22 protein-coding genes are annotated in these 24,638 nt (G+C 38.4%); 1 reads left to right on the forward strand and 21 read right to left on the reverse strand.

Translation table 11 applies throughout. The annotated features are described in order from the left end of the window. The 4 genes from OXT66_RS04795 to parE form a co-directional block, all read right to left on the reverse strand. Entirely contained in the window at positions 1-927 is a 927-nt protein-coding gene (locus OXT66_RS04795) for a manganese-dependent inorganic pyrophosphatase (protein WP_268596214.1), read from the reverse strand. A gap of 14 nt (positions 928-941) precedes the next feature. Then, the gene (locus tag OXT66_RS04800; RefSeq protein WP_268596216.1) at positions 942-1,925 is read right to left on the reverse strand and encodes a LysR family transcriptional regulator; all 984 of its coding nucleotides are present in this window, start codon (positions 1,923-1,925) and stop codon (positions 942-944) included. 94 nt (positions 1,926-2,019) lie between these two features. Beyond that, on the reverse strand, positions 2,020-4,458 hold the full coding sequence (gene parC / locus OXT66_RS04805) for a DNA topoisomerase IV subunit A (protein WP_268596218.1): 2,439 nt from the start codon (positions 4,456-4,458) through the stop codon (positions 2,020-2,022). A gap of 14 nt (positions 4,459-4,472) precedes the next feature. Continuing rightward, positions 4,473-6,431, reverse strand: a complete 1,959-nt coding sequence (gene parE, locus OXT66_RS04810) for a DNA topoisomerase IV subunit B (protein ID WP_268596221.1) — start codon at positions 6,429-6,431, stop codon at positions 4,473-4,475. A 155-nt stretch (positions 6,432-6,586) separates the two neighbouring features. Between parE and plsY the strand changes: the two genes are divergently transcribed. Further along, positions 6,587-7,222, forward strand: coding sequence for a glycerol-3-phosphate 1-O-acyltransferase PlsY (gene plsY / locus OXT66_RS04815; protein WP_268596223.1), 636 nt, complete (start codon positions 6,587-6,589; stop codon positions 7,220-7,222). Between the two features lie 29 nt (positions 7,223-7,251). On the opposite strand, the gene OXT66_RS04820 is transcribed toward plsY, so the two are convergent. The 17 genes from OXT66_RS04820 to recG all read right to left on the reverse strand — a co-directional run bounded on the left by OXT66_RS04820 (position 7,252) and on the right by recG (position 24,632). Continuing rightward, positions 7,252-8,127: an aldose 1-epimerase family protein gene (locus OXT66_RS04820; protein WP_268596225.1), complete on the reverse strand. Its 876-nt coding sequence runs from the start codon at positions 8,125-8,127 to the stop codon at positions 7,252-7,254. A 10-nt stretch (positions 8,128-8,137) separates the two neighbouring features. Next, on the reverse strand, positions 8,138-9,547 hold the full coding sequence (hslU, locus tag OXT66_RS04825) for an ATP-dependent protease ATPase subunit HslU (RefSeq protein WP_268596226.1): 1,410 nt from the start codon (positions 9,545-9,547) through the stop codon (positions 8,138-8,140). Between the two features lie 12 nt (positions 9,548-9,559). Beyond that, the gene (gene hslV / locus OXT66_RS04830; RefSeq protein WP_268596229.1) at positions 9,560-10,102 is read right to left on the reverse strand and encodes an HslVU peptidase proteolytic subunit; all 543 of its coding nucleotides are present in this window, start codon (positions 10,100-10,102) and stop codon (positions 9,560-9,562) included. A gap of 14 nt (positions 10,103-10,116) precedes the next feature. Next, positions 10,117-11,043, reverse strand: coding sequence for a tyrosine recombinase XerC (gene xerC / locus OXT66_RS04835; protein ID WP_268596231.1), 927 nt, complete (start codon positions 11,041-11,043; stop codon positions 10,117-10,119). An 80-nt stretch (positions 11,044-11,123) separates the two neighbouring features. Next, positions 11,124-11,483, reverse strand: coding sequence for a 50S ribosomal protein L19 (gene rplS / locus OXT66_RS04840; protein WP_268596233.1), 360 nt, complete (start codon positions 11,481-11,483; stop codon positions 11,124-11,126). A 105-nt stretch (positions 11,484-11,588) separates the two neighbouring features. After that, positions 11,589-12,350, reverse strand: coding sequence for a tRNA (guanosine(37)-N1)-methyltransferase TrmD (gene trmD, locus OXT66_RS04845; RefSeq protein WP_268596235.1), 762 nt, complete (start codon positions 12,348-12,350; stop codon positions 11,589-11,591). Next, the gene (rimM, locus tag OXT66_RS04850; RefSeq protein WP_268596237.1) at positions 12,350-12,868 is read right to left on the reverse strand and encodes a ribosome maturation factor RimM; all 519 of its coding nucleotides are present in this window, start codon (positions 12,866-12,868) and stop codon (positions 12,350-12,352) included. Before rimM ends, trmD begins: the two co-directional genes overlap by 1 nt. A 68-nt stretch (positions 12,869-12,936) precedes the next feature. After that, entirely contained in the window at positions 12,937-13,185 is a 249-nt protein-coding gene (locus OXT66_RS04855) for a KH domain-containing protein (RefSeq protein ID WP_054669751.1), read from the reverse strand. A gap of 16 nt (positions 13,186-13,201) precedes the next feature. Then, positions 13,202-13,477, reverse strand: coding sequence for a 30S ribosomal protein S16 (rpsP, locus tag OXT66_RS04860; RefSeq protein ID WP_268596239.1), 276 nt, complete (start codon positions 13,475-13,477; stop codon positions 13,202-13,204). Between the two features lie 96 nt (positions 13,478-13,573). Beyond that, positions 13,574-15,013: a signal recognition particle protein gene (ffh, locus tag OXT66_RS04865; RefSeq protein ID WP_268596241.1), complete on the reverse strand. Its 1,440-nt coding sequence runs from the start codon at positions 15,011-15,013 to the stop codon at positions 13,574-13,576. A 15-nt stretch (positions 15,014-15,028) separates the two neighbouring features. Further along, positions 15,029-15,370 carry a putative DNA-binding protein gene (locus OXT66_RS04870; protein WP_268596243.1) on the reverse strand — a complete coding sequence of 114 codons (342 nt, stop codon included), beginning with the start codon at positions 15,368-15,370 and terminating at the stop codon, positions 15,029-15,031. 60 nt (positions 15,371-15,430) lie between these two features. Further along, a complete protein-coding gene (gene ftsY, locus OXT66_RS04875) occupies positions 15,431-16,915 on the reverse strand; it encodes a signal recognition particle-docking protein FtsY (RefSeq protein ID WP_268596245.1) in 1,485 nt (494 codons plus the stop codon). After that, positions 16,915-20,445 (reverse strand): chromosome segregation protein SMC, encoded by a 3,531-nt coding sequence (gene smc, locus OXT66_RS04880; protein ID WP_268596247.1) that lies wholly within the window; start codon positions 20,443-20,445, stop codon positions 16,915-16,917. The genes ftsY and smc overlap by 1 nt, the downstream gene beginning before the upstream one ends. Positions 20,446-20,470: 25 nt before the next feature. After that, the gene (gene rnc / locus OXT66_RS04885) at positions 20,471-21,163 is read right to left on the reverse strand and encodes a ribonuclease III (RefSeq protein WP_268596249.1); all 693 of its coding nucleotides are present in this window, start codon (positions 21,161-21,163) and stop codon (positions 20,471-20,473) included. Positions 21,164-21,241: 78 nt separating this feature from the next. Next, positions 21,242-21,487, reverse strand: a complete 246-nt coding sequence (acpP, locus tag OXT66_RS04890; RefSeq protein WP_268596251.1) for an acyl carrier protein — start codon at positions 21,485-21,487, stop codon at positions 21,242-21,244. 69 nt (positions 21,488-21,556) lie between these two features. Further along, positions 21,557-22,591 (reverse strand): phosphate acyltransferase PlsX, encoded by a 1,035-nt coding sequence (gene plsX, locus OXT66_RS04895; protein WP_268596254.1) that lies wholly within the window; start codon positions 22,589-22,591, stop codon positions 21,557-21,559. A gap of 10 nt (positions 22,592-22,601) precedes the next feature. Then, positions 22,602-24,632, reverse strand: coding sequence for an ATP-dependent DNA helicase RecG (recG, locus tag OXT66_RS04900; RefSeq protein ID WP_268596255.1), 2,031 nt, complete (start codon positions 24,630-24,632; stop codon positions 22,602-22,604). Between the last annotated feature and the right edge of the window lie 6 nt (positions 24,633-24,638).

A 24,638-nucleotide genomic window follows, 5' to 3' on the forward strand; every position in this document is an offset into this window, starting at 1 on the left:
TTAGTTTAAAGCGTCAGTTAATTGTGGTACTACTTGTTTTTTACGAGAAACAACGCCTGGTAAGTCCATAACGTTATCAGTTAGCTTAGCAGCAAAAGCCTTTTCAACTGCAGCGGTTGGTTCACCAACTACAATCATTTTAGAATTACTGTTTAAGATATCAGTAACCAATACTAAAAACAAATCATAGCCTTCGCTTTGAGCTTCATTATTCATAGCCGTCATGATGCTTGATTGACGTTTTAAGACATCTTCAAAGTCAACTACGTTGATTTGGTCAATTCGCACGTTTTTGCCGTTAATATCGAAAGATTTGGCATCAGCATCGATTAATTCTTGATCACTCTTAGCATCAACGTTAGTACCAGCTTTAAGCATTTCAATACCGTATGATTTGTAATCTACATCAGCAATTTGAGCTAAAGCACGTAGAGCTTCTTTATCTTTATCAGTAGTAGTTGGTGACTTCAAAAGTAAAGTATCTGAAATAATAGCAGACATCATCAAACCAGCCAATTTAACTGGAATTTTAACGTCTTTTTCAGCAAACATATTAGTTAAAATGGTGCTGGTACAACCAACTGGTTCTGCTCGGTATTCTAATGGTTGATCAGTATTAAAGTTAGCAATTCGGTGATGGTCAACTACGTGAGTTACTTGAACTGCTTCAATATCTGATACACTTTGTTGGAATTCATTATGGTCTACCAACATAACAGAATCAACTTCTGGTTTTACAGCGGTAACGACCCGTGGTGTTGGTTCGTCAAAGTGATTTAACACGTAAACAGTTTCAGCGTTAGGTTCTCCCAAAGCAACTGCTTCGGTGTCGTAGCCTAATTGATTTTGTAGGTACGAATATGCCTTGGCAGCAACAATCGCATCTGTATCAGGATTTTGGTGACCAAAAACAAGTTCTTTACTCATAATATGAATCTCTCCTATTTTGTTTTATCTTTTGTAGCTATTTTTTCGAGCCTACTTAAATAATCCTCGTCTTCGAGGTATTTGTCAAAGGCATCTAAGAAAAATTTAATTCGTGGGATTTCATTTTTGTTTTTCCGGAATACAAAGCTGAGATCAAACTGAACTTTAGGTTCTAAAGTAGTCATCCAGGTATTTTGTTGTTCCAAAAAGTCAGAATTAATTCCCTTTAAAAATGATACTGGTAAAGCTGTATCTGTATTAGCGTGAATGGCGAAATTTAATAATTGTTCTGGCAACGTAAAGCGACCAGCGATTTTAGGAAAATCTACCATTTGATTCTTAAAAGCTTCATGTAAAGTAACGTTCAAAAAGTAGTTTTGTGGATAAATAACCCATGGAGAATCAGTTACGTCCTTAAAGCGAATGTATTTACGATCCTTAAGTTCAGGTTGGTGATGAACATACAAAAGTTCGTCAGACAAAATCTTTTTAGAACTGTACGGTTGCCAGTTTTTAATTGATGAATCTGGCAAGTACATAATGGCTAAATCAATCTTATTATTTTCCAAATTTTCCCAAATTTCTTTTCTAGTTAACATGTGAAAAGTAATGGTTAGATCTGGATACTTTTTGTATAGCTCAATCGTAAACGCTTGTAAAACACGTGTTTCAATTGAGGCTAAGATGCCTAAGTTAATTTCACCCGTGGTTTCACTGGATGACTGTTGAATTTCATCGGTAGCTTCATTCAATAGTTCATAAATATCATGGGTAGTTCTTAACATGGTGTGGCCTGCTTCAGTTAAACGCAATTTTTTGCCAACTGAATAAAATAGCGGTGCCCCCACAGTCCGTTCTAATTTTTTAATTTGTTGTGTTAACGCAGGTTGAGTAATCCCCAAGATTTGAGCTGCTTGAGTGTAATTCATGGTATCCGATAGTTGCAGAAAATAACTTAACGTTTTAGAAGAAAAAATATTTTCTTGAGTTGTTTTCATTGACAAGTGCCTCCCCCAGTTGGAGCATAATTTATTTTGCTGACCATAATATAATCTTTATCTGAACAGCTGGCAAACTATTAATCCTATTAAATTAATTTAGTATCAATTCTAATAACTTAGGTTGAATAGAAATTGGTTGTCCTTCAGAATCCACATCGATAACAAATGAACCGTTGGAATAACGCCCACCATCACTAAATTCGTTAGGTAATAGGTCATGTTCTTTACTGTGATCAGTATAAACTACTAACGGTGCATCGGCCTGGTTTATCACTGTAAATCCAACTACTCGATGAGGATCATTCTTGAGTTCACGTAAAATTAATACCCCTTTACGAGCTCTTGAAGTAGGTGTGACCTCGCTTACCTTCATCTTCTTAAACGCGCCTCGCTGAGTAATTAGAGCGATTGATTGATCATCGTTAACAATTTGAACGTTAGTTACCCAATCATTACCAAGATTCATTGATTTAACCCCAGTAGTTCTAGCTCCGTTCACCGGAATTTCAGCTAAGTTAAAGCGTAATGCGTAGCCTAGATGAGAAATCAGCATCACAGACATATTCTCATCAGGTTGAGCCAAATACATCACGTTAATTACTTTAGCAGCTGGTGATTTGAGTTTTTCATAAACAAATGCATGCTTCTTGTAAGTACGACCAGGAGTGAGACTTTCAAACGCTACTCGTTTAATATAGCCATCGTCAGTGGCAATTAAAAATTCTCCAGGTTCCTTCAAACTCTTAAAGGAGTAAGCGGCAATTACCATTTCATCAGATTCTAAGCCAACAGTTTGAGAAAGATGCTCACCAGTGTCTTTCCAACGGACATCACTAATTTCAAAAACTGGTCGGTAAATCAGGTTCCCTTTATTAGTAAACATCAGCAAATGATCGCGAGTGTTAACCTTGGCCAAAAAGACTGGATTATCAAAGTCTTGTAATCCGTTTTCCTCACCATTAGATGCTGTGTATGAGCGAATACTACTACGTTTAAGGTAACCTTGTTGACTTACTAAAACAATTACATCTTCATCCGGAACCGTTACCGTTTTACTAATCTTTAGATCAGCTACTTCAGCTTGGATTTCAGACATTCTAGGGTGCCGGAATTGTTTACTAATTTGTTTAAGCTCTTTAGCTAAAATTCGGTTTAACTCAGTTTCATCACTAAGAATTAATTGATCGGCTTCAATGCGAGCAGCCAAATCGGCAGCTTCTTTTTCTAGTTGGGTTACATCAGTATTAGTTAATCGATAAAGTTGTAACGCTACAATAGCATCAGCTTGAATAGTGGAAAATTCATACGCCTTTACCAAATTATCGCGAGCATCTTTACGATTCTTACTAGCCCGAATCGTTTTGATTACCTGATCTAAAATGGACAAGGCTTTAATCAGACCTTGGACAATATGTTGTCTATCTTGAGCCTTCTTTAAATCATAGATCGTCCGTTTTTTGATTACTTCTTGTTGGAATTCCAAGTAAGCAGTTAACATGGTCTTCAATGATACCCGTTCGGGCCGCATATGATTAATTGCCACCATGTTAAAAGTATATGAAACTTGCAGATCAGTATTTTTAAATAGGTAGTTCAAAATTCCATTAGAATCAACATCACGCTTTAGTTCCACCACAATCGTTAACCCATCACGATCACTTTCGTCACGCACTTCAGCAATTCCATCAATTTTTTTATTAATCCGAATTTCATCAATTCTTTTGACTAATTGAGCCTTGTTAACTTCATATGGAATTTCAGTAATTACAATTTGACTTTTATTTCCCCGAATGGGTTTAATTTCAGTCTTCGAACGCACTACAATCCGGCCATGTCCCGTTTCGTAGGCTTGCTTAATACCGTCTAGACCTTGAACAATTCCCCCAGTGGGAAAATCTGGACCGGCTACAAATTCCATTAATTTATCAGTAGAAGCATCTGGATGTTTTTGTAAGTATAAGATTGCATCGATGACCTCACCTAAATTATGAGGGGGAATATCGGTTGCGTAACCTGCTGAAATCCCGGTAGAACCATTAACTAATAAATTAGGAAATCTAGCTGGTAATACAGTAGGTTCGTATTCGGTATCATCAAAGTTCAAAACCCAATCTACAGTTTCTTGGTCAATATCTCTAAGCATTTCACCAGAGATTTTACTTAACCGAGCTTCAGTATATCGCATAGCAGCAGGCGGATCGCCATCCATAGAACCATTATTACCATGCATTTCAATTAATGGTTCTCGAACCTTCCAGTCTTGACTCATTCGAACCAACGCTTCATAAATCGAACTGTCGCCATGGGGATGAAAGTTACCCATAACGTTTCCGACTGATTTAGCGGATTTTCTAAAACCTTTATCATAAGTATTGCCGTCTTTGTTCATGGCGTATAAAATCCGGCGTTGGACCGGTTTTAATCCGTCTCGAATATCTGGCAAAGCCCGTTCTTGGATAATTGACTTGGAATAACGAGCAAATCGATCTCCCATTACGTCTTCTAAAGTTAAATTTTCAATTTTACTCAATTTACTATTCACCTCTATTCATCAGCTGCATTATCCAAAATGCTGCCTTCTTCTTCCATCGTAAATTTAACGTTGGCTTCAATCCAGGCCCTTCTTGGATCTACTTTATCACCCATTAAGGTAGTAACTCTTCGTTCAGCTAAAGCAGCATCATCAATTCGCACCCGGATTAAGGTCCTGGTTTCTGGATCCATAGTAGTTTCCCATAATTGGTCTGCGTTCATTTCTCCCAAACCTTTGAAGCGTTGCAAGGAAGCAGTTTTACCAAAATCTTTTTCAATTTGAGCTAATTGATCGTTAGTCCAAGCGTATTCGATCTTAGTTTTTGCCCCGGTACCTTGTTGCATTTTATATAGCGGTGGCAACGCAATATAAACTCGACCAGCATCGATCATCGGCCGCATGTACTTGTAGAAAAATGTTAACAGCAGGATTTGAATATGAGCTCCATCATCGTCGGCATCGGTCATGATAATGATCTTGTCGTAATTGGAATTATCGATGTTAAATTCAGACCCAACACCAGCCCCGATGGTGTAAATCATCGTGTTAATTTCTTCATTTTTCATAATTTCTGGCAATTTAGCCCGTTCGGTGTTTAAGACCTTGCCTCGTAATGGTAAGATCGCTTGATGTTTGCGATCTCGTCCTTGCTTAGCAGATCCACCGGCGGAATCCCCTTCGACTAGGAAGAGTTCGTTTTGACTATAATCTTTTGACTGGGCTGGCGTTAATTTACCTGATAATAACCGCTCTTGTTTCTTTGCCCGCTTGCCATTACGACTTTCGTCACGAGCCTTTCGTGCGGCTTGGCGGGCTTGCCGAGCTCTTAAAGCTTTGTGCACCAACGTTTGGGCAAATTCCCCGTTTTCCATTAAGAAATAGCCCAGCTGTTCACTCACAACGCTATCAACGATGCTTCTGGCTTCTGGAGTTCCCAATTTTTCTTTAGTTTGCCCTTCAAATTGGAGTAGTTCTTCTGGTACCCGCAAAGAGATCACTACAGAGAGGCCTTCTCGCACGTCGCTACCGTCTAAATTTTTATCCTTTTCTTTAAGTAAGCTGATCTTACGAGCATATTCATTAAAGGCTTTGGTCCAAGCGGATTTTAATCCCGCTTCATGAGTTCCACCGTCACGCGTTCTAACGTTGTTAACAAATGACAACATATTTTCAGTATAGCCATCATTATATTGGGCAGCGACTTCAACTTCGACACCATCTTTGGTACCGTCAAAATACATAATATCGCCTAAAACGTTTTTATCTTCATTTAAGTAACCAACGAACTCTTTGATCCCGGATTCATAATGAAAAACTTCTTCTTGTTCTTGTCCTGGACGTTCATCAGTTAACGTAATTTTAGTGCCTTTCAAAAGAAAGGCCGATTCTCTTAATCGTTCCGCCAAAGTACCAAAATTATAAACTACCGTGGTGAAGATACTCGAATCTGGTTTAAAAGTTACCATAGTGCCACTTGGTAACCCCGTCTTCCCTAATTTACGTAATGTACCTTTCGGATGACCACCATTTTCAAAATCTTCTTCGTACTTCACTCCGTCACGAACAATTGTTACGGTTAGACTAGATGATAGAGCGTTAACCACACTAGCACCGACTCCGTGAAGACCACCTGAGGTTTTATAACCACCTTGGCCAAATTTACCACCAGCATGCAGCATCGTTAAGATAACTTCTGGTGTAGGTTTTCCAGAAGCGTGCATACCTACTGGCATTCCCCGACCATGATCTTTAACCGTAATACTATTATCCGCGTGAATAATCACGTTAATTTCTTTTCCGTAGCCCGCTAATATTTCATCAACGGCGTTATCGACGATTTCATAAACCAAATGATGAAGGCCTCGTACTCCGGTAGAACCAATATACATACCGGGCCGTTTTCTAACGGCATCGAGCCCTTCTAAAATTTGGATGGAAGAATCGTCATATGTTTGTTTTGCTTTTGCCATTCGTATGCAGACTCCTTCTTTTAATAACAATCTATTTTATGATAACCTAATTTTTTTACTTTGAAAATGAAATTTTATTGGAGTCCCTAGTTAAACATGCTAAAATTAAAGACATTGTACAGAACTGTTTGAATTAAGGAATGGTGGAACTAGACATGGACTCTAATATAGGGCAAGTCGTAGTCATGCTCATCCTAGCTTACCTGCTAGGATCAATCCCCAGTGGTGTTTGGGTGGGGAAACTTTTTTTCCATAAAGACATTCGGCAATTTGGTTCCGGTAACATTGGTACTACCAATACTTATCGGGTATTAGGACCAGTGGCCGGTACCTTAGTAATGATTTTAGACATTGCTAAAGGATCAATTGCAACTATGTTGCCAGTGTTCTTTCATAGCTATACAATTTCTCCCTTAATTTTTGGGGTGGCAGCAATTTTAGGCCATACCTTTTCCATTTTTGATCATTTTAAAGGTGGTAAGGCCGTAGCTACTAGTGCCGGTATGCTTTTAGCGTATCGCCCAGAGTTATTTTTAATCGCCGCTGGTATCTGGGTCAGTTTGATCTTTATCACTAGTATGGTTAGTTTAGCTAGTATGATTGCCTTTAGTATTATTACAATCATTACTTTTGCACTTCAAGAACAACTATTAGCCATTTTGGCTTTAGCATTAACGGTTTTTATTTTTTATCGTCATAGAACTAACATTAAACGTATTCTGGCTGGAACTGAAAACCTAGTTCCGTTTGGTTTATATTATTGGTGGCGTAATCGTAGTAAGCAAAAATAAGATGATCCCTAACGGGGTCATCTTATTTTTTAGAAAAAAGTCATTGAATATTGAGCTACAAATTGTTGTTTAGTAGCTAGATGATTCATAGCTAATTTGTGTTCTAACACACCGTCGGCATCTACTGGATCAGCAATTCCCCACCACGGTTCTAAACAGACGAATGGCGCCTCTTTAGGATAGGGAGACCAAATACCTAGGTAAGGCGCATTAGCTACTGTAAGGGCTACTCCGTGGTCATTTTGAGCAGTCTCTAGCATTACCGTCGTCTCTTTGCCTTCCAGTTCTAAAATTAACGCATCATTTTCAAACAACTGATGATTTAATGCTAATGGCTGGAGAAGATTTAATTCCTGAGCATTTTGTGGATCACTTAACGGCGCTTGCAATGGAATTTGTTGGTAGTTAGTAGCTGGTGCTACTCGTAACACATAATCAGTAAAGCTAGCTTCATTAGCCACCAAGGGGATGTTAAACCCTGGATGAGCACCAATCGAAAATGGCATTTCCACGTCATTTTGATTAACTACCTCGTAACCCACTTTTAAACTATGTTGGTCTAATGTGTAGGTAACTCTCAGACTGAATTCAAACGGAAATTTGGCCCTAGTAGTTTCATTAGCAGTAAATTCTAATATCACCATATTACTAGTTTGTTCAATTACAGAGAACTGATTATCCCGCGCAAATCCGTGTTGTGACATGGAATAAGTTTGGCCATTATATTGATATTGATCATCTTTTAGCCGACCGACAATAGGGAATAACACGGGAGCATGGCGCCCCCAAAAAGATTTATCCGCTTGCCACATAAATTCAATGCCATCTGAATTAACCACACTAGTTAATTCCGCACCCAGTTCATTGATTTGAACCGTTAAATCGTTGTTAGCTAACTCAATCATGCTACTCCTCCTAGAGAATGTAACGAGAAAGATCTTTGTTTTGGGCCAACTGGCCAACTTTATCGTCAACGTATTTTTCAGTAATGGTAATTTCGCCCATTTGCATATCAGGACCTTCGTATAAGATGTCTTCCAATAGCTTTTCTAAAATGGTGTGCAACCGGCGAGCACCAATATTATCAGTATTATGATTAACATCGGTAGCAATCTCAGCGATTTTATTAATGGCTTCAATTGTAAATGTAACCTTGATGTTATCCGTTCCGATTAAAGCAATATATTGTTTAACCAATGCGTTGTTAGGCTCGGTCAAAATTCTAACAAAGTCTTCCTTAGTTAAATCGTTTAATTCCACTCGAATGGGAAAACGACCTTGCAATTCAGGAATCAGATCACTAGGCTTGCTCTCAGCAAACGCTCCCGAAGCAATAAACAAGATGTGGTCGGTGTTGACAGTTCCATACTTAGTATTGATTTGAGAACCCTCCACGATTGGCAAAATATCACGTTGAACCCCTTCACGCGAAACTTCACCTCGAGATTGAGAAGAACCACCGGTAATTTTATCAATTTCATCGATAAAAATAATTCCGGCGTTTTGAGCATTTTCAATTGCATCATGGTATAAGTCGGCACTATTAACTAAAGTTTCAGCTGCTTGCCGAGTTAAAATTTCACGCGCTTCAGCAACACTAACTGTTCTGGTGATCATTTTTTTAGGCATAATGCCAGCTAATGAATCATTGAGATCAATTCCCATTTGATTAAGCATGTTGTTATTGCCAACGTTAGATTGACTAGGATCTGGCACTTCGATTTCGACCATTTCGTTTTCCAGTAAACCAGCTCTTAACTTATCAGAAGTAGAAAGGCGTTTTTCGCGAATATCATCAGTTAATTCTTCTTGTTGCGCTGCATTCAGATCAGGCGTTTCTCCCTTTTGCATTGCAGAAAACATGTTCATGATATTTTGCATATCATTTTGATTGTTTTCCTTTTTCTTAGCGGGTACCAATAGCTTCAAGAGTTCATTATTAGCCTGCTTAACGGCATCAGCATTAACACGCTTGTAGGCCGCTTGTTTTTCTAATTGAACGGCATTTTCAACTAAATCCCGAACCATAGACTCAACATCACCACCAACGTAACCTACTTCAGTAAATTTAGTGGCTTCTACTTTGACAAATGGCGCGTTAACGATTTTAGCTAACCGTCTAGCAATTTCCGTTTTCCCTACCCCGGTAGGTCCAATCATTAATAGGTTTTTAGGAGAAATTTCTTCTTGCATTTGAGGACTTAATTGCATTCGGCGGTATCGATTCCGTAAAGCCACCGCTACCGCTTTTTTAGCATCATTTTGACCGACAATGTATTGGTCTAAAACATCAACGATTTGTTTAGGGGTTTGTACATTTTCCAACTCTACTACCTCCTATAATTCTTCTGAAATTACGTTTTGATTGGTAAAGATATCGATACTACCAGCAATATGGATAGCTGCTTCAGCGATTTCTCTAGCGGACATATCAGTAGCGTGGTGCTTCATAGCTGTAGCCGCAGCTAAAGCAAAATTACCACCAGAACCAATTGCCAAAATATCATCATCTGGTTCAATCACTTCACCAGAACCAGATACTAACAATAGATCCTTATCATTCATAACGATTAAGAGGGCTTCCAATTTTTGAAGAGCTTGATCTGAACGCCATTCTTGAGCCAATTCCACGGCAGCTCGCTTTAAATCGCCGTCGTATTGGTTTAATTTCTTTTCAAACCGTTCCTCTAAGTTAAAAGCATCGGCAACGCTGCCGGCAAAACCGACTACCACTCTATCATTATAAATTTTACGAACTTTATGAGCCGTTCCTTTCATGATAACTTTTTCACCCATCGTAACTTGACCATCTCCGGCCATAGCTAAGTGACCGCCATGACGAACGGCACAGATAGTGGTTGCTTCAAATTTAATTGGCATGGATAATTCTCCCTTTATTTTTTAGTTTGAGTGCGGGGAAAAAACGAATTATAATCCCGCAGTAGGTGTTCTTTAGTAATATGAGTGTATAGTTGCGTAGAAGATAAGCTACTATGGCCTAACAGCTCTTGAACGGTCCGTAGATCCGCCCCGTTATTTAATAAGTCCGTAGCATACGTATGCCGTAACATATGGGGATGAATGGAAGTAGTTAGGGAACTACGTTTGACGATTTGATCTAACACGTATTCAATTCCGCGAGCCGTTAATGCCGTCCCGCGATGATTAATAAATACCGCTTGATGGTGCTGATCATTTTTAGTCATAACCGGCCGTCGGCTATCAGCATAGTAATTTTGCAGTGCTTCTTGAGCATACCTACCAAAGGGAACGTAACGTTGTTTGTTTCCCTTCCCTTGAATCAACATTACTTTTTGCTGTAAATCGACTGTTTGGGTGGTTAACCCCGCACATTCACTTACCCGAATTCCGGTCCCATATAAAACTTCTAGCAGTGCTTGATCACGTAACCTCATTTGTGGATCTTTATTTAATTCCGCAGCCTGAAACAACTCCTGAAGTTCATTTTGGTAAAAGAACCTTGGTAATTGATTATTATGCTTCTTTAACTGAACAAACTCAAACGGATTAATACTGATTTCTTCATTTTTTTCCAAAAAATTATAAAATGACCGCATTGCGGATACTTTTTGTGAAATAGAGTTCCATGCATAATCCTTGTCATATAGATCACTCATGTAGGCCTCTACCGCTAATTGATCTACTTGAGTGAATTTATATTCAGCGTCTTCAGAAATCACTAAAAACTGTTGAAATTCCTTCAATGCTTCCTGATAAGCCCTGATAGTATCAGCAGAATACTGTCGTTCACTTTTTAAATACTTTAAAAACCAATTTACTTGTTCTTCGTTTTTACTCATACTTCTTCACCTAATTATTGGTAGATACGAAAAAAGGCTGACACCAAGCCAAGCTTGATTCAACCTTTAATTTCTTAGAATTAACGTCCACGACGTGATTCTTTAATACGAGCAGCCTTACCTTGAAGAGCACGCAAGTAGTAAAGTTTAGCACGACGAACACGACCATAACGAACAACTTCAATATGGTCAATACGTGGTGAGTTTACTGGGAAGATTCGTTCAACACCAACACCATTACTTACTTTACGAACAGTGTAAGTAGCTTGGATTCCGGCACCTTTACGCTTGATGACAACCCCTTCGAACAATTGGATCCGTTCGCGAGTACCTTCAACAACCTTTACATAAACCTTAACAGTATCACCGGCCCGGAATTCAGGAATATCATTTCTGATTTGGGCTTGGTTAATCTGATCAATCAATTTGTTTTGACGCATAGTATTTCTTCCTTTCACTAACATTCATTATCGACTGGACAGCGGAATGTTGTTTTCGGCCTAAGCCAACTTAAATTTTAACACAATTTTTCAATTACTGTAAAGTTATTTTTCTTGACGCTGTTCTTCTTCCTCACGCACTTCTCTTAAGAGCCGTTTTTGCAGATTAGTTAATCTAGAATGGTCAATCAAGTCTGGACGGCGTAAATAAGTTCGACGTAGGGATTCTTTTTGATTCCATTCGGCAATTTTTTTATGGTCTCCGCTAATTAAAACGTCAGGCACCCGCATACCACGAAAATCAGCGGGGCGAGTGTATTGGGGACCTTCTAATAACCCAGTAGAAAACGAATCGTCAACACTAGATTCACCATTGCCCAAAGTTCCTGGTAACAGTCTAGAAACTGCATCAATCATAACCATTGCTGGAAGTTCGCCCCCTGTTAAAATGAAATCACCAATGGAATATTCATCAGTAACAATTGAACGAATCCGTTCATCATAGCCCTCATAATGGCCACAAATAAACGTTAGATGCTCTTCTGTAGCCAATTCTTCAGCTACTTGTTGATTAAAGGTCTTACCAGCCGGATCAACTAAAATGACTCTTCCCTTAGCGATTCCTTGGGCTTGATTTTTAACAGCTAAGTCTTCATAGGCATCGATAATGGGTTGCGCTTGTAAAAGCATACCAACACCACCCCCAAACGGATAATCATCTACATGACGATGTTTGTCGGTGGTGTACTGGCGAAAATCCGTTACTTCGATATCTAAGATTTGATTTTCAACGGCTTTACCAATAATGGATTCCTGCATTGGGCCGGTAAACATATCCGGAAACAGACTTAAAACATCGATTTTCACTAGTCTAAGCCCTCCATTAATTCTACAGTCACTAAATGATTAGCCAGATCTACTTTTTTGATCACCTGATCAATTTTAGGGAGTAATAAATCACTTTGTCCAGGTCGATTAACTACCCAAACGTCATTTGCACCGGGAGCTAAAATTTCTTTAATGGCTCCCAACTCTTCACCATCCACCGTAACAACGTCTAAACCAATAATATCGTGGTAGTAGTATTCTCCTTCCTCCAGATCATCATTTGCTAACGCCGTTTCGTCAACGAACAAATCAGATGGCTTTAAGAATTCTACATCATTAATATTAGGATGATCCACAAAGTGAAGAATAATAAAGTTTTTATGCTTGCGAACTCCGTCGATAGTTAGTGAATGCATGGAGTTGTCTTTAGCTAATTTAGCGTAGACGGTATTGCCTTTTTTAAACCGTTCTGCTTCAAAATCCGTAATTGAAACTACCCGAACTTCTCCACGAATGCCTTGAGTATTAACAATTTTGCCAATTTTGTAGTATTCCATTTTGTCCTCCAAATTAAAAAGAGATAAGAAAAAAGGTTCTAAATAAAACCACCGTTTTATCTAAAACCCTATCCCTTATCTTCATCAATAACTAAACGCACTAATTTGCCGCCATTAGTTGGTATGCTGTACAAAATAGTCCGGATAGTTTGGATCACATGGCCTTGTTGCCCGATAATTCTACCAATATCATTTTCATTTAACTGAAGATGATATTCGTTAAATCGGTCGGTTGTTTTAGCAACAACTGCGATTTCTTCAGGGAACTCAACAAGTGGCGTAATAATTGTTTTAATTAAGTTATCAATGCCTACCATGATATCACTTCACTTTTTACTTTTTAGCGTACTTAGCTTCGTGATACTTTTGCATAATGCCTGCATCTGAAAGTAAGTTACGAACTGTATCAGATGGTTGAGCACCATTGTTTAACCAGTTAAGGATTTCTTCTTCCTTAAGAGTAACTTGTGCTGGTTCTGTTAGTGGGTTGTAAGTTCCAACGTTTTCGATGAAACGACCGTCACGAGGACTTCTTGAGTCAGCTACGACAACACGGTAAAATGGACGCTTCTTTGAACCCATCCGCTTAAGACGAATTTTAACTGCCATGTGTAAAACACCTCCTGTAATTTCTTAACGTTAATAATATACCAGTAATTTAGATGGTTGTAAAGGTTTTTTTCTTTACACCGTTAAAAGCTGATTTTATCGTTTTTTGCGCTTGTTTTTAGCCCGTTTCTTTTGGTTTTTCTTCATTTTGCGACCAATTTGCTTCATAGCTAACTTAGATAAGGCTCCGCCACCCATACCAGTAGCCTTCATCATGTTTTCCATTTCGCTCATGTTTCCGTTAGACATCTTATTCATCATTGTTTTCATTTGGTTAAATTGCTTAATCATGCGATTAACCTCTTGAATTGGTCGGCCTGAGCCACGAGAGATTCGTCGCCGCCGAGATGGGTTAATTACATCCGGTTCCGTTCTTTCTTGTTCGGTCATGGAGTAGATAATGGCCTTAATATGTTCCATATCCTTAGGATCCATATTAACGTTAGCTAGAGCTGGATTATTAGCCATTCCAGGGATCATCTTCATTAATTCATCCAGAGGTCCCATTTTTTGAATCTGAGCCAGTTGATCTAAAAAGTCGTTAAAATCAAAAGAATTTTCTTTAATTTTAGCAGATAATTCTGCGGCTTGCTTTTCATCGTATTCTTGTTGGGTTTTTTCAATCAACGACAACATATCGCCCATACCCAAAATTCGAGAAGCCATTCGGTCAGGGTAGAAAATATCTAAATCAGACATTTTTTCGCCTTGTCCGACGAACTTAATTGGCTTGTCAGTAACGGCTCTAATGGAAAGAGCAGCCCCACCACGGGTATCGCCATCTAATTTGGTTAAGACTACCCCAGTGATGCCTAAAGCGTCGTTAAACCCTTCAGCAGTAGCCACAGCATTTTGACCGGTCATAGCATCTACAACTAACAAAATTTCATCAGGGTTAATTTCAGATTTGATGTTTTTTAATTCATCCATCAAATCAGTATCAATTTGCAACCGGCCGGCGGTATCAATAATGACATAATCATTATGATCTGCTTGTGCCTTAGCCAAACCTTGTTTAGCAATTTCTACTGGATCAGTATCAGTACCCATTTGAAAGACGGGAACGTCGATTTGCTTACCAACCGTTTCTAATTGTTCAATTGCCGCTGGACGGTAAACGTCATCTGCTACTAGCAATGGTCTAGCATTTTCTTCTTTTTTCAGTTTAAGGGCAATCTTACCTGCAGTGGTAGTTTTACCAGCCCCTTGAAGCCCAACCATCATAATTACAGTTGGAATTTTAGGAGACTTATTCAGCGGAACTGCTGATTCTCCCATCATTTGCGTTAATTCTTCATTAACAATTTTAACAATTTGTTGAGAAGGATTTAAGCCTTCTAACACCTTAGCGCCTTTTGCTCGTTCTTCAACGGTTTTAACAAATTTTCGAACCACAGTAAAGTTAACGTCGGCTTCTAGTAACGCCAAACGAATTTCACGCATTGTAGCTCTTAAATCAGATTCGGAAACTTTTCCTTTACCGCGCAAGTTGCGCATTGCATTTTGTAATCGTTCTGTTAAGCCTTCAAAGGCCATATCCAGTCACCACTTTCACTCTTCTTCAGTTATTTCTAAACTATCAATGAGTTCACTTAATTGTGAATCATCGGGATAGTGTTCTTGCGCATATTGTTTAATTTGATCTAATTTTTGGTTGCGTTGTTTAAAACTTTGATATAATCTCAGCTTAGTTTCGTACTGCTGTAAGATTTTTTCAGATCGTCTGATGTTGTCATACACAGCTTGCCGACTAATATCAAATTCGGCAGCAATTTCACCTAGGGAATAATCATCTACGTAATAACGTTCTAAATAGTTAACCTGTTTAGTAGTTAGTAGCGGTGAATAAAACTCAAATAAAGAATTAATGTAGTTATTTTTTTCTAGTTCCATCTGGTTCCTCCTTGGGTTATCACCGCCATTAAGCCTATCTATTTTTACTCAATTAGTCAATTACGAAATTAATCCCTTAAATAAGCCATAGACAAATTCATTAGCATCAAAGACCTGTAAGTCCGTCACTTTTTCGCCCAATCCTACGTATTTAACTGGCAAATGAAGTTCGTTGCGAATAGCAAACACAATTCCACCTTTAGCCGTTCCGTCTAACTTAGTTAATACAATTCCGGAAACATCAGTGGTATCTTTGAACATCTTAGCCTGGTTTAACGCATTTTGCCCAGTGGTACCATCAAGCACCAATAAGGTTTCATGAGGAGCATCCGGAATTTCACGAGTGATGACTTTTTTCATTTTAGCTAACTCATTCATCAAATTAACTTTATTTTGTAATCGGCCAGCAGTATCCACCATCAAAATATCATAATTTTCTGCTTTAGCCTTCTTTACGGCATCATAGACTACCGCTGCAGGATCGCCTTGCTCTTTGCCCTTAACGATATCTACACCGTCACGTTCGGCCCAAACGTTTAATTGAGCAATGGCCCCGGCTCTAAATGTATCTGCAGCAGCCAAAAGAACTTTTCGGCCTTGGTCCTTATACATCTGCGCCATTTTACCAATGGTAGTAGTTTTACCTACTCCATTAACCCCTACAAAGAGAATTACTGTAGGTCCTTGATCAGCAAAATTAATTTCAATGCTTTCATTATCACCAGCAGCATCGTAAATATCGATCATTTTTTTGATTACAACGTTTTGAACTTCTTTGGTCTTTTTAACGTTTTTGAGCTTAACTTCATCACGAAGTTCATCTGTAATCTGCATAGCAGTTTCAAAACCGACATCAGACTCAATTAACATATCTTCTAGATTAGTAAAGAAAGATTCATCAACACTTCTGAAATTAGCAAATAAAGCATTCAATTTTTGTCCAAAGGTAGATCGAGAACGGGCCAATCCCCGTTCGTAAATATCATCATCATTTTTAACTGCTGGTGTCTCTGATGCTGTTGATTCTTCAACTGATTTAGGAGCTTCAGGTTCTTTAGTTTTATCTCCTACAGTTTCTGAACCTTCAGCCTCCACTGCCTCGGAATCTTCAACAGGTAATTGGACTTCTGCCTCTGAAGCAACGTTAGTGATGGCTTGTGAACCGTCATCTTCTTTTACTTCCGAAACGGTCTCTTCTGCTTGATTGCTCGTTTGAGAATCAACAGTTAACGATTTGGGAACTAGTTTTGCTTCAGAGTTTGCTTCAGTTGATTCGACAACTGTTTGAGATGTAGGTTCTTGTGAATTTACGTCTTCAGCAGCTTTTTCGCTGGCAACTTCTGACTTTTTAGTCTCAGAAGTCGATTCAGCCTCAGTGGCTTGGCTTGTATCCTCTGAAGTAACTTTAGAAGCTTCACTTGTAGATGTAGATTCACTACTTAAAACTTCACTATCATCAACATTATCCACCTCAACTTCAGGTTTTTCAGCTGGTTTTTCCTGTTCTTTTTTATTACGTCGCTTAAAAATATCAAATAATCCCATTATGTTCTCACCTCATTATTTGTTTGTAACGCTACGGAAACTACTTTTGAGACTCCGGAGTCTTGCATAGTCACCCCGTATAGTTGATCTCCATACACCATGGTTTCTTTTCTGTGAGTGACCACAATAAACTGGGTTTGAGTCGCAAACTCTTTTACATATCTAGCAAAGCGGTCCACATTAACTGGATCAAGGGCTGCTTCTGCCTCATCCAAAATAACAAATGGAACCGGTTTAATCTCCAAAATAGCAAATAATAACGCAATAGCGGTTAACGTCCGTTCACCACCAGACAATAATGACAGTGCTCGATATTTTTTGCCAGGAGGCATTGCCATTATTTCAATTCCAGTAGTTAAGGGATGCTTGGAATCAGTTAATTCCAACTTGGCCTTGCCACCACCAAACAATCGTTGAAATACTTGTTGAAATGATTCATCCAGTTGCTTGAAAGTGGTTAAAAAGCGTTGAGAAGATTCTTGATCCATCATAGAAATCGTATCCCTTAACTCTTCAATAGAATCAATTAGATCAGCTTTTTGATTAGTTAAAAACTCATTGCGTTCAAAAACTTGTTGGTACTCGTCAATCGCATTGACGTTAACGGGACCTAGTTCCTCAACTCCTTTTTCTAGTAATTTAATTTGACTATCAACATCGGTATTCGCCTGTTGATTACTAGCCGATTTTATTTCAGACAACTGGTAGTCAAATTGATCCACTAAAATTTGCTGGACATGGTTTAGTGCTTCTTGGGTCTTAATATGTTCAGTCAATTTTAATTCCAAATCAGCTTGTAACTTAGTTAATTGAACTTTTATTTGACTTAGTCCGTTAGTATCGGCATCTACCTGATTGTTTAACCGGTTCAATTCATCTTCTAGTTGTTGTTTTAACCCTTTAGTGGACTGCTTTTTAGTCTCTAATTGTTGCAGCTGAGTATTAATCCGTTCCTCTTTAGTAGTTGCTAATTTAGCTGCTAACTGCTTGATTTGTTGAAGCAAATTATGAGTATTTGAATGTAACTCGTCTAATTGCTGCTTAGTCTCCTGCTTACCGTTTGTTAAATACTCTGACTGAACTTGTAATTGACTCAGCTGTTGCTGATTGCTAGTTAATTGTGTAGTCAAATCTTCTTTTTGGTTGGCAACTTGTTCGTTTTGACGTTCCTGATCGGTAATTTTCTGTTGAATAACCGTAATTTGTGCTGCCAGTTGTTCTGGAGACTGTTTTTTAGTTTTTATGGATTGCATTACTTTAGTCAACTCTGATTGCTCATTATGATTTTGAGCCGTCAAATGAGCAGATTGTTTTACAATTTGTTTATTATCAGCTAACTGAGTGATAATTTGTTGTTGTTTCTGGGTTAGTTGCAATCTAATTTGTTGATCCGTTTCAACTAGTTGTTTAGTAGTTTCCAGTTGTTGCTGGACTTGCTTTACAGTAGTTTCTACTTGTTGTAACTGTTCGTTTTTTTGAACAACGGTTTGCTTTAATCGCGCAGTTTCGCTTTTAGCAGTTAATAATTGTGCTTGAGGGCGCGAATTTTTGCCACCGGTAATGGATCCTCCGGGATTAACTACCTGACCATCTAAGCTAACTACTTTAAACCGTTGACCACTTGCCTTACTAATTTCAATTGCAGCCGCTAGATTCTCACTAACTAAAGTATTTGCCAGCAAATAAGATTTAATTGCCAAAAATGACTCCGGAAATTCAACTAGTTCTTCGGCACTGCCTAAAAAACCGTTAATTGAGCGAACAGCTGTATTAATTTTTTTCCGACTGATAGCTTGAATTGCTGTCATCGGTAAAAATGTTACCCGTCCACGTTTGCCTTCACTTAACCACTTCACCGCCATTTGGGCAGTTGAATTAGTATCTACAATCACATTTTGCAACCGTCCCCCTAAAGCTGTTTCGATAGCTAAGACATACTGAGAACTGGTTTGAATATAATCAGCTACCGGTCCATAAATTCCAGCAAATTGATCCTTATGCTGCATTAAATTAGTGACTCCCTGGTAAAACGGTTGGTACTCATTTTGTTGGTGATATTCCAATTGACTTTTAAGTTGTTCTAACTGTTTAAGTTGCGCCAACCAATTAGCCTGTAACCGGTTATATTGGCTAGTTAATTGTTCTTGTTGCTTAAGTTGAGCAGTTTGTTTTTGTTCGTTGTCAAGTAGTTCTTGCTTTAAGCCGGTCAAGCGGTTTGACAATTGCTGCTGTTGTTGATTTAAATCGGTTTGTTTTTCGATTAAGTCTACTTCATTATTTTTTAGTTCAATCAGCCGTTGCTCATTTTGCTTTAAAGTTAGCTGATGATTATTAACTTGTTCCGTAATTTTAGACTGTTGTTTAATCAGCTCCACATATTGAACCTGTAACTGAGCTAATTCTCGAGTTCCATCTTGCTTCAATTGAGCTAGTTGAGCCGTTAATTGATTCACTTCCTGCTGATAATTAGCTTGTTGACGTTGGTTATCTACTAACTGTTGGTCAAGACTAGCCTCTTTATTCTTTAATTCCTGGATCTGTTGTTTATTAGCTGCGAGTCGTTTTTCTAAATCGATTTTAGTTTGTTCATGAAAAGCTCGTTCCTGTTGTGTTAACTTAACCGAGGCTTTGAGTTCACTTTCCAGTTGGACTAATCGCTGCAGTTGCTCCACTTGATCAGTAATCAAATTTTGTTGGTTAGTTAAAGCTAATTTAGTAGCAGTTAAATGCTGTTGGCAATTCGTTAAACTAGTTTCAGCCGTTTTTTTAATCTCTTGTAGATTTTGAATTTCATTAGCTAATTTTTCGGTCTTAACAGTTAAACGTCGCCAGTTACTCAATTCTTTTTGCTTTTTTAGTTGATTTAATTTAGTTTTTTGCGCCAAATAATCAACCGCAATATCCTTTTGCTTAGCTAATTCTGGCAACCGATTAGTTAGTTCATAGATAATATCATTAACCCGGTTTAAATTGTCTTCTACCTTAACGATCTTAGCTTCAGCAGTCTTTTTTTGTTGCTTATACTGAAAAATTCCGGCTACCGTTTCAACTATCGAACGTCTAGATTCTGCCGTGCTGTTAAACACTTCTTCGACATTGCCTTGTGAAATTATTGAAAAACCGTCAGCGCCCACTCCCGAATCCATAAATAAACTAGTAATATCTTTTAACCGGCATTCCTGCCCATTAATTCCATACCAACTCTCCCCATTACGAAAAAGCTTTCTAGTGACCTCTATCTCTGTATAAGGAGAATCCAAGTAGTGATCGGAATTATCAAACAACAAGCTCACCTGAGCTAAATTCATAGCAGCCTTTTGTTGAGCACCGGAAAAAATAACATCGCCCATTTTTTGCCCCCGCAACGTCTTAGCAGACTGTTCGCCTAAGACCCAACGGATTGCTTCGGTGATATTGCTTTTGCCGCTACCATTAGGACCCACTATGATGGTAGTTCCTGGTCTTAATTCAATTTTAGTTTTTTCGGCAAACGATTTAAATCCCGAAAGTTTAATGGTCTTTAGTTGCACTTTAATTCCTACTCATTTCAATAAATTAATCGCTGTAGTGAGTTAACGCCTGTTGAGCCGCCTTTTGTTCGGCATTCTTTTTAGAACTGCCAATCCCGACACCCAACTCCTGGTTATCCACTACTACGCTAACTTTAAACTGTCTATCATTTTCTGGGCCAAATTCTTCTAATAACTCATAATCGATTGTAACCGGACCATCGTGCTGAGCTAGTTCTTGTAATTCCGTTTTGTGGTCAAAGAAATCAGCGAAGACTCCCTGATCTAATTTAGGGAAAATTACAATATGACAAAAGCGTTCAACTGCTTTTTTACCTTGATCTAGATATAAAGCGCCTACGAAAGACTCAAAAATATCACAAAGAAGTGAATCTCGCTGACGGGCATGAGCCTTTTCTTCACCCTTACCCAAACGAATATATTGATCAAAATGACATTCTCGAGCAAAGCTACTAAAACTTTGTTCATTAACCATCGCTGCCCGTAAACGAGTTAGTCGCCCTTGTGGAAGTTTAGGATATCTTAAAAAGATGTACTCAGAAACCACTAATTGTAAAACGGCATCACCTAAAAATTCAATCCGTTCATAAAATTTAAGATGTTGTTCTTTATGCTCATTAACATATGAAGCCTGAGTAAAAGCTTCGTCTAGTAAATCCGGATTGCTAAAGTGAATATCAAAATCTTTAGCTAGCATTGCATTTAAATCGGCAATCATTAAATTTCTCCCTTTTTTAATTCATACGAAAAAAATTGAAATCCATTCCTGCTGGAATAATTTCAATCTTTTCAAGTTTTATTTACTTTGTTGCGCCAAAATATAATTAACGGCCTCGTCAATTGTATTAAGCTTTTCGGCATCTTCATCCGAAATTTCTGCGTTAAAAGTATCTTCTAATTCCAAAACAAATTCTACGAAATCAATTGAATCAGCATCTAAATCAGTTTTAAAATTAAGATTTCCTGTAATAGTACCACGTTCTACATCAAACTGATCAGAGATAATATCAGCAATCTTATTAAAGATTTCTTTTTTTTCCATGTTTTCACACCTAACTTAATACGTTTGTTTTTTATCTGTGTTCAATATACTAATTATACCAAAAGCTAGCTACTTTTTGGTGGTCATTTTACTTTCTTCTAACCGCTCTTTATTTTCAGTTACGTAATCTTTTAATTGTTCGACCAATTTAGAATCCAAAATTACTTTAATTTGAGCCATCGTGTTGCTAACCGTTTCAGCTTTGCTACTACCATGTGTTTTCACTACTGGTGCATTTAAGCCCAATAAAACAGCGCCGCCGTGCTTGGAGTAATCCATCTGGTTAGCCATACCTTTTAAGCCATCCTTGAGCATTAAAGCCCCCAACTTGGTCTTTAGTCCGCCGTCTACCACCGCAGATTTCAACAATTTCATCATCGCTAAAGCAGTTCCTTCAATGCCTTTTAGCACCGCATTACCAGTAAAGCCATCTGTAACTACCACATCGGCTACTCCGTTAAGGAGATCCCGTGATTCCACGTTACCGATAAAATTAAGATCGGCATTTTCAGCTAGTAAGTCATGAACTTTGCGGTGATTCATATCACCTTTATCCGCCTCGGTACCGTTATTAAGTAATCCTACACGCGGATTGTTAATATGCATTACATTTTCAGCGTAAAATTTACCCATCAATGCGTATTGATACATATTTGCTGGCTTAGTATCAGCGTTGGCTCCCACATCTAACATTACAAACTGCCCGTTGTCTGTATTGATTACAGGTAAAGTTGTAGTTAAACCGGGTCTATCAATTCCTTTAATCCGACCAATTACAAACAGTCCAGCTGCTAAAACTGCACCGGTGTTTCCAGCAGAAAAGAAAGCATCAGCCTCTTGATCCTTAACCGCCTGAGCTGCCATAACCAAGCTAGAATTTTTCTTTTGGCGAACGGCTTTTACTGGTTCATCTTCCATAGCGATAACTTCATCAGCTTGAACTACAGAAATATTTTGTTTATTTTTCAATAATTGATTAATTCGATCAGTTTGTCCGTATAAAATAAATTCAACACTCGAATCGTTATCACGAGCTAACTCTACCCCTTTAACAATTTCATCAGGGGCGAAGTCCCCGCCCATTGCGTCAACCGCAATTTTCATTTTGATTGCCTCACATATTATTTAAATTTGGTTTAATCATTTTTAAATACATAGCTAATTCTACATTCTCTGGTTTGGTTTGCCAATTTTTTTCACTAGTTATTTTCCTAGCAGCTTGAGCAGCGACAGTTAAAATATTTAAGTCTCCGACTGGATCGGCTAATTTAAATTCTGGTGCCCCAGACTGCTTTAAACCGACTAAATCTCCTTGTCCTCGCAATTCTAAATCTTTTTGAGATAGATAAAAACCATCAGTACTTTCAACTACCGCCGTCATTCTCTGCTTACCAATTTCAGTTTTAGGATCCGCAATTAAAATACAATACGACTGTTGTTCTCCTCGTCCTACTCGGCCCCTTAATTGATGCAACTGTGCCAACCCAAAATGATCAGCATCTAAAATAACCATCGTGGTTGCATTCTTAACATCTACGCCGACTTCAATCACCGTAGTAGCTACCAAAAGTTGAAATTTGCCACTAGCAAAGACTTGCATTACCGAATCTTTTTCGGCATTATCCATGCGACCATGAAGAAGACCCACCGAATAATGTTCGCCAAAAATCACTCGAAAACGCTCAAAAATAGCCGTAGCATTTTGCATATCTACTGCATCCGATTCTTCGATTAATGGTGCTACCACGTATACTTGATGACCTTCATTTAGTTGCTTACCAATAAAATTCAAGGCTTGTTTAGTCTTGCTAGTGGGTAGCCAAGTAGTTCTGATGGGCCGTCGGTTAGCTGGTAATTCATCAATAATAGAAACGTCCATATCACCATACGTAGTAATTGCTAGTGTCCGTGGAATAGGCGTTGCCGTCATAGACAATACATTGGTTGCCTGTCCTTTGTTTTTCAATTGAGTCCGTTGATTCACCCCAAAGCGATGTTGTTCATCAATTACCGCTAACCCTAAGTCATGGTATTTAATATCACTTTGAAATAATGCGTGAGTACCAACCACTAAATTAACTTCCCCGTTAGCAATTCGAGGTAATAATAACTTACGAGCGGCCGGTTTGGTAGACCCGGTTAACAGACTAACCGAAACGGAACTGCCCGCAAATAAATCAGCTAGTTTATTAGCATGCTGTTCCGCCAAAATTTCAGTAGGCGCCATAATTACGGCCTGCTTACCAGCAGAACAAGCAAATAGCATGGCTGCCGCAGCCACAATGGTTTTACCACTACCCACGTCTCCTTGTAATAAGCGATTCATTTCCTGAGGAGCTTTTAAATCATTAATGATTTCATTAATGACTCGTCGTTGCGCCTGTGTTAATTCATAGGGTAGATTACCAATAAACGCTTCTAACTGGTTGATATCACCATTTAATACTGCAGCTGCATTATTCTGACGCTGTGCTTGGCGTAATTGTTGAATTTGCATTTCATACAACAAGAACTCAGTGAACTTAGCCGTTCGAATGGCTCTTTGGGCTTGTTTAGGATCAGTAGGAAAATGCATTTCTCGAATCATATCAACAAAACGTTCTAATTTTAGCCCCTGTCGTAAATTTTCAGGAATAATTTCTGGAATTATGGATTGATACTCATCAAAAGCAAGTTTAACTAACGTCCGAATAGTACTTTGCTTAACTTCTTTGGTTGCAGGATAAATAGAATCAAATTGATTATCAGTAGAATTAATAATCTTAATTCCAGTAATTGATCTTCTGGTTTGGTCAAAAACACCGTGAACCATAATCTCTTGTTGAGCACTTAACTGTTTTTTTAACCAGGGTTGATTAAAAAAAGTTACCGTGTAAGGTTCCTCATTTACCAGTAATTGAAAATTAAGCCTAACTCGTTTGCGACCAAATCGAATTAATGTAGGTTCACCTAATACCGTCCCCTTTACAGTAACTTTTTGGCCATCTGTTGCGGTAACTAGATCAGTTAGGGACAAATCATCGTAGCGCCTAGGAAAATAGGTTAATAAATCAATAATTGTTTCAATTCCTAATTTATTTAAAGCCACCGCTTTTTTAGGTCCCACGCCTTTTAGTTCGGTTACCTTATCTGATAATTGTTTCATGGTGAT

The sequence above is a fragment of the Lentilactobacillus senioris genome (assembly GCF_026798195.1).
GTDB lineage: Bacteria > Bacillota > Bacilli > Lactobacillales > Lactobacillaceae > Lentilactobacillus > Lentilactobacillus senioris_A.